Genomic DNA, 6,345 nt, shown 5'->3' with positions numbered 1-6,345 from the left:
CCCGGGTGCGCGCCGCCCCCGCCCCACCCCCGGAGGTAGCAGATGGCAGCCCTCGCGAACCTGAGCCGCGGCGTGAAGATCTTCCTCGCCGTGGACGTCGTGCTGGTCCTCGGCCTGGTCGTCGCGGCGATCGTCGTGCTCGGCGGCGGATCCGACGGCGGGACGACCGCGGACCCGTCGGCGCCCGCCTCGCAGGCCGCGTCCGGCGCCGCGACCGACGGCGCCACGTCCGGCGCGACCAGCGACGTCGCGACGTCGTTCGCGTCCCCGACCGGCAACATCGCGTGCACCATGTCGCCCGACGGCGTGACCTGCACGATCGCGAACATCCAGTACTCGGTGCCCGCGTCCGAGGGCTGCACCGGCACCACCGGGCACACCGTGGTGCTCAACGAGTCCGACGGCGTCACGACGCCCTGCGTCGAGGGCCCGGCGCCCGCGTCCGCCTCGGCGGACACTCCGGTGCTGGAGTACGGGCAGACGCAGACGGTCGGGCCGTACACGTGCACCAGCGGGTCGAACGGCATGTCCTGCGTGGTGGACGAGACCGGGGCCGGGTTCCGGGTGGCGACGGCGGCGCTGACGACGCTGCCGTGACGGGCGGCCCGCTCGCGCAGGCCTGACGACGCGCCGCGGCGCCCGCCCCCCGGCCGGGGACGGGCGCCGCGGTCGTCCGTCACCAGATGCGCACGCGCTCCTGCGGCTCCAGGTACAGCCCGTCGCCGGGCTGCACGTCGAACGCCGTGTAGAACTCGTCCACGTTCCGCACCACCGCGTTGCAGCGGACCTCGTCCGGGGAGTGCGGGTCGACCGCGAGCCGGCGGATGATCTCCTCGTCGCGGCCCTTGGCCCGCCAGACCTGCGCCCAGCCGAGCAGCACCCGCTGGACGCCGGTGAGGCCGTCGACCTCGGGCGCCTCGTCCAGCGGCCGGCCGAGCGCGATGCGGTAGGCCTTCAGCGCGATGGACAGGCCGCCCAGGTCGCCGATGTTCTCGCCGATGGTGAGCGCGCCGTTCACGTGGTGCGACCCGTTCAGCTGGGCGGGCGAGAACGCGTTGTACTGCTCGATGAGCGCCGACGTGCGCTTCTCGAACTCCGCGCGGTCCTGCTCGGTCCACCAGTCCTCGAGCCGGCCCTGGCCGTCGTACTTCGAGCCCTGGTCGTCGAAGCCGTGACCGATCTCGTGGCCGATGACCGCGCCGATGCCGCCGTAGTTCACGGCGTCGTCCGCGTCGGCGTCGAAGAACGGCGGCTGGAGGATCGCCGCGGGGAACACGATCTCGTTCATGCCGGGGTTGTAGTAGGCGTTGACCGTCTGCGGGGTCATGAACCACTCGTCGCGGTCGATCGGCCTGCCGATCTTGTGCAGCTCGTAGTCCTGCTCGAACGCGGACGCGCGGCGGACGTTGCCCACCAGGTCGTCGGCGCGCAGGTCGAGGCCCGAGTAGTCGCGCCACTTGACCGGGTAGCCGATCTTCGGGGTGAACGCGTCGAGCTTGGCGAGGGCCTTGGCCCTGGTGTCCTCGCCCATCCAGTCGAGCGCGGTGATGGACTCGCGGTACGCCTCGACCAGGTGACCGACGAGCACCTCCATCCGCTCCTTGTGCGCCGGCGGGAAGTGCCGGGCGACGTAGACCTCGCCGACGGCCTCGCCGAGGACGCCCTGCACGAGCGAGACGCCGCGCTTCCACCGGTCCCGCAGCTCCTGGGCGCCGGTCAGCGTGCGGCCGTGGAAGTCGAAGTTCGCCTCGACCAGCTCGGAGGACAGGTACGGGGCCCGCGCGCTGATCGCGTGGTACGCCAGCCAGGCCTGCCAGTCCTCGACGGGCTCCGACGCCCAGAGGCCGGCGAACGCGGTCGCGAACGACGGCTCGCGGACCACCAGCTCGTCGAGCGAGCCCTGCGGGGCGCCGAGCGCGCGGGACCACGCCTCCCAGTCGAAGCCCGGGGCCGTCGTCGCGAGCGCGGCGAGCGTCGTCGGGTTGTAGGTGAGGTCGGCGTCGCGGTCCTTGACGACGTCCCAGTGGCCCGCGGCGATCTTCGTCTCGAGCGCGACGACCCGGCCCGCTGCCTCGTCCGCGGCCGCCTCGTCCGCGGACCAGCCGCCCAGGCGCAGCATCCGCGCGACGTGCGGGCGGTAGGCCGCGAGCACCGACGCGTACTGCTCGTCGCGGTAGTACGACTCGTCGGGCAGGCCGAGGCCAGACTGGTACAGGTAGACGACGTACCGCTCGGGGTCCTTGGCGTCGTTGTCCACCCAGAACCCGGTGCCGGCGGCGGCGCCGGTGCGCTGCAGGGCGCCGAGGACGTCCGTGAGGTCCTGGCGGGTGGTCGCGGCGGCGATCGCCGACAGGTCGGGTCGCAGCGGCTCGGTGCCGGCGGCCTCGACGGCGTCGGTGTCCATGAACGACGCGTAGAGCGCGCCGATCTGGGCCTGCACCCCGGTGGCCTCCGCGGCCTCGCCCGCCTCGACGATGATGTCCCGGACCTGCTCCTCGGCCTGGTCGTGCAGCGCACGGAACGAGCCGTCCATCGCCCGGTCGGCGGGGATCACGTGCTCGGCCACCCACCGGCCGTTGACGTGCGCGTACAGGTCGTCCTGGGGCCGGACGGCCGGGTCGAGGGCCGAGGTGTCGATGCCGCTGCGGGTCATGGTCGAGGGGGGTCCCTTCCGGTCGGGCAGGCGCGCGGCCGCGCACCGGGAGCCAGCCTAGGTCGCGGGGGTGACGGAGCGCTGCCCCGGGTGGCGGCGGCTGGGACGCGGACGGTCGCGACGCCGCGGCCGGGCGTGCGGCAGGATGGCCCCATGCGTATCCATGTCGCCGCTGACCACGCCGGGTTCGAGCTGAAGGTCGCGCTGGTCGAGCACCTGCGCGCCGCGGGGCACGACGTCGTCGACCACGGCGCCGCCGAGTACGACCCGCAGGACGACTACCCGGCCGTGTGCTTCGCCGCGGGCGAGGCCGTCGTGGCCGACCCGGGCAGCCTGGGCGTCGTCATCGGCGGGTCCGGCAACGGCGAGCAGATCGCCGCCAACAAGGTCACCGGCGTGCGCGCCGCCCTGGCGTGGAACACCGACACCGCCCGGCTGGGCCGGCAGCACAACGACGCGAACGTCGTCGCGATCGGCGCCCGGCAGCACTCGGTCGACGAGGCGCTGGAGCTGGTCGACGTCTTCGTGAACGAGCCGTTCTCCCAGGACCCGCGCCACCAGCGCCGGATCGACCAGCTCGCGGCGTACGAGGCCGCGCGCGCCTGACGCGCTCCTCGCCCGCGCCGCGCGCCCCGCGCGCCGCGCGCCGCGTCGCGCCGCCGAGATGGCGACTCTCGGCTGTCCCGGGGGTGCCGGGCGCAGTCGAGAGTTGCCATCTCGGCGAACGGGCGACGCTCAGAAGACCCAGGGGCACACCGGGGCGACCGGCCAGCCGAAGGCGGTCGCCGCGCGGTGCAGCGCGTCCGGGCGCGCGGCCGTGACCTGGCCGGCCGCCGCCAGGGCCGCGAGGCTGCGACCGCCCAGGTAGGCGGCGCCGAGCTCGCGCACGTCGAGCTCCAGGTCCGGCGCGACCGCACCGGCCGGCTCGACGCGCGCGCCGTGGGTGCCGTCCGCCCCGGCCTCGCCCGTGACCAGCCGCCACGCGCCGTCGTTGGCGGGCAGCAGGCCGTCCCGGACCCGGAGCACCACGTCGAGCGGCGCCGCGTACCGGCGGCCCGCCAGCGCGGCGGGCACGTCGAGCAGCCGCACCCACAGGTTGTCGCTGACCCGGGGGACCGGGCGCCGGGTGTCGACCAGCAGGGCGAGCAGCGGGTCGTCGACCGGCAGCATCCCGGTGGTGACCTTCGCCGTCAGGTCCAGGTCGAGCAGCACCGACCACAGCCGGTGCGCCGCCGCGGCGTCGACCGCTGCGGACAGCCGCACCTGCACGGGGTACTCCGCGCCGCCGTCGCCCCAGGTCTGCGTGCGGCGCAGGATCGCGAAGGCGCGGGGGCTGCCGTCGGGGGCGTGCACGGTGAGGAGCCGCGCCTGCTCGCCGCCGCTGCGCCACGCCGCCGGGTCCGCCACGGCGATCCGGCGCAGGGCGTCCGACCCGCGGCGGATCCAGCCCGGCCGACCCCGCCCCGCGGCGGCGTACACGTCCTCGACCACGCCCTCGTGCGCGGTCGGGTCGAGCGTCACGAACCGGACGGTGAGGTCGGCGGACCCGGGGACGTCCCGCAGCGCGGCGCCCCGCGGCATCGTCAGGCGGAGGTGGTCCGAGGCGGAGCCGTAGCCGAACCGGCCGTAGATCCCGGGCTCGGCGGCGAACAGCGCCGACACGTGCTCGCCGCGGGCCAGCGACCGGTCGAGGTGCGCCCGCATCATCGTGGACAGCAGGCCGCGGCGGCGGTGGTCCGGCCGCACGCCGACCCAGGTGAGCCCGGCGCACGGCACCGACCCGCCGGGGGTGGGCAGCGCGAACGCGTAGGACCCGTGCACGGCGACGATCTCGCCGTCCTCGGTCTCGACCGCGACCGCCCGGTCCAGGGGGACCGCGAACGGCACCTCGGCGTCGAGCCCCGGGTCGCGGGCCGGCTCGGCGAAGGCCATGCCGTCGACGGCCCGGTAGTCCTCGACGCGGTCGGCGGTGATCTCGAACAGGCGGTACCCGGTGGTGGTGGCGGCGCTCATGGTCGCCATCCTGCTGGTCGCCGTCGCGGCGGGTCACGCGATTTCCCCCACCGACCCTCCCGTCGCGGCACCTGGTCGCGCCCTCAGCGTGCTGGGTACTCTCGCCGCGTGACGACCCTGCGCCGGCCGACCCCGCCGCCGGTGCCGCGCGGGCTCCCGCCCGCGCGCCGGCGCCGTGCCGCGAGCGCGCTGGACCGGGTCCGGGCGTGCCTGGGGCGGTACGGCGTCGGCTCGCAGCGGGCGCTGACCACGCTGCTCGTCGGGCTGACGCTCCTGGCGTCGGCGGGCATCGTGTGGGCCCGGCCCTGGGTGCCGCCGTCGACGTTCATCCTCATCGAGCTGCTCGGCGCGTTCCTGCTCCGGATGCGCGGCATGGTCGTGCTGTGCGCGGCGATCGTGGTGCAGTTCGTCGCGATCCCGCTCGCGGGCCTGGGGGAGTTCACGCCCGGCACGTTCGTCCTGCAGGGCATCGCGATCGGGGCGCTGCTGGCGTTCGCGGCGCACCGGGAGCGGCTCGGCCTGCAAGGGGCGCCGGGGGAGCTGATGCTCGTCGACCTGCGGGACCGGCTCGCCGCCCACGGCGTCGTGCCGACGCTGCCCGAGGGCTGGCGCGTCCAGACCGCGCTGCACTCGGCGCACCGCGAGGCGTTCTCGGGCGACTTCCTGGTCACGGCGCTGCGCGAGCAGGGCACGGTGCTGGAGATCGCCCTGGTCGACGTGTCCGGCAAGGGCCAGGGCGCCGGGGTGCGCTCCCTGCAGCTCTCCGGCGCGCTCGCCGGGCTGATCGGGCAGCTGCCCGCCCCGTCGTTCCTGCCGGCGGCGAACGCCTACCTGCTCGGGCAGGACTGGGAGGAGGGCTTCGCGACGGCGGTGCACGTGAGCCTGGTCCTCGCGACCGGCGAGTACACCGTGGCGTCCGCGGGTCACCCGCCGCCGGTGCACCTGCACGCCGGCTCCGGGGCGGTCGAGCTGGTCGAGGTCCGGGGCGGGCCTGCGCTCGGGGTCCTCGCGGGCGCGGCGTTCCCGGCGGTGCGGGGCCGGATCGACCCCGGCGACACGCTGCTGCTGTACACGGACGGCCTGGTCGAGACGCCCGGCGGCGACCTGGACCTGGGGATCGACCGGCTCCGCGGGGCCGCCGAGGGCGTGCTGGCCACGGGGCGGGGCGGGGCGGACGACGTGCTGGTGCAGATCGGCGCGGGCGAGGGCGACGACCGGGCGCTCGTGCTGGTGCGGAGGGGCTGAGTGGACGAGGCGTACCTGGAGGCGGTGCTCGACGTCGTCGACGCCATCCCGGCCGGCCGGGCGATGACCTACGGGACGATCGCCGAGGTCGTGGCCGACCGGTTCGTCGCCGAGGGGCTGGCGGCGCGCGGCGGCCCCCGGCAGGTCGGGCAGATCATGTCCCGCGGCGGTTCGGGGGTGCCGTGGTGGCGGGTGGTGAACGCCTCCGGGGCCCCGCCAGCGCACCACGCGCGGGCGGCGCTGGAGCACCTGCGCGCGGAGGGCACGCCGCTGTCGGCGGACGGCACCCGCGTGGCGCTCCGCCGCGCGATCTGGTTCCCGGACGACTGACCGCCCCGCGCCGCCAGCCCCTCGGCGACGAACCGGTCGGCCACGACCTCGGCGATCGTCCCGTAGGTCATCGCCCGGCCGGCCGGGATGGCGTCGACGACGTC

General features: G+C 75.8%; 6 protein-coding genes. 4 read left to right on the top strand and 2 right to left on the bottom strand.

The features are described 5' to 3' along the window. Positions 1-42 precede the first annotated feature (42 nt). Positions 43-597, top strand: a complete 555-nt coding sequence (locus MHY85_RS19495) for a hypothetical protein (protein WP_239199760.1) — start codon at positions 43-45, stop codon at positions 595-597. 79 nt (positions 598-676) lie between these two features. Here MHY85_RS19495 and MHY85_RS19490 read toward each other — a convergent pair whose 3' ends face one another. Beyond that, positions 677-2,653 (bottom strand): M13 family metallopeptidase, encoded by a 1,977-nt coding sequence (locus tag MHY85_RS19490; RefSeq protein WP_239199758.1) that lies wholly within the window; start codon positions 2,651-2,653, stop codon positions 677-679. A 153-nt stretch (positions 2,654-2,806) separates the two neighbouring features. On the opposite strand from MHY85_RS19490, the gene MHY85_RS19485 reads away from it, so the two are divergent. Beyond that, complete coding sequence (locus MHY85_RS19485; RefSeq protein WP_147796174.1) at positions 2,807-3,259, top strand: ribose-5-phosphate isomerase; 453 nt, start codon at positions 2,807-2,809, stop codon at positions 3,257-3,259. 129 nt (positions 3,260-3,388) lie between these two features. On the opposite strand, the gene MHY85_RS19480 is transcribed toward MHY85_RS19485, so the two are convergent. Beyond that, the gene (locus tag MHY85_RS19480) at positions 3,389-4,666 is read right to left on the bottom strand and encodes a GNAT family N-acetyltransferase (RefSeq protein ID WP_239199756.1); all 1,278 of its coding nucleotides are present in this window, start codon (positions 4,664-4,666) and stop codon (positions 3,389-3,391) included. Positions 4,667-4,774: 108 nt separating this feature from the next. Between MHY85_RS19480 and MHY85_RS19475 the strand changes: the two genes are divergently transcribed. Next, positions 4,775-5,911 (top strand): PP2C family protein-serine/threonine phosphatase, encoded by a 1,137-nt coding sequence (locus MHY85_RS19475; protein ID WP_239199754.1) that lies wholly within the window; start codon positions 4,775-4,777, stop codon positions 5,909-5,911. Further along, on the top strand, positions 5,912-6,241 hold the full coding sequence (locus MHY85_RS19470; protein WP_158373809.1) for an MGMT family protein: 330 nt from the start codon (positions 5,912-5,914) through the stop codon (positions 6,239-6,241). Positions 6,242-6,345: the final 104 nt, after the last annotated feature.

Origin of the sequence: Cellulomonas sp. ACRRI (assembly GCF_022346185.1) — a bacterium.
In the GTDB taxonomy this organism is placed as follows: domain Bacteria; phylum Actinomycetota; class Actinomycetes; order Actinomycetales; family Cellulomonadaceae; genus Cellulomonas.
This window is presented reverse-complemented; position numbering and strand designations above follow the sequence as displayed.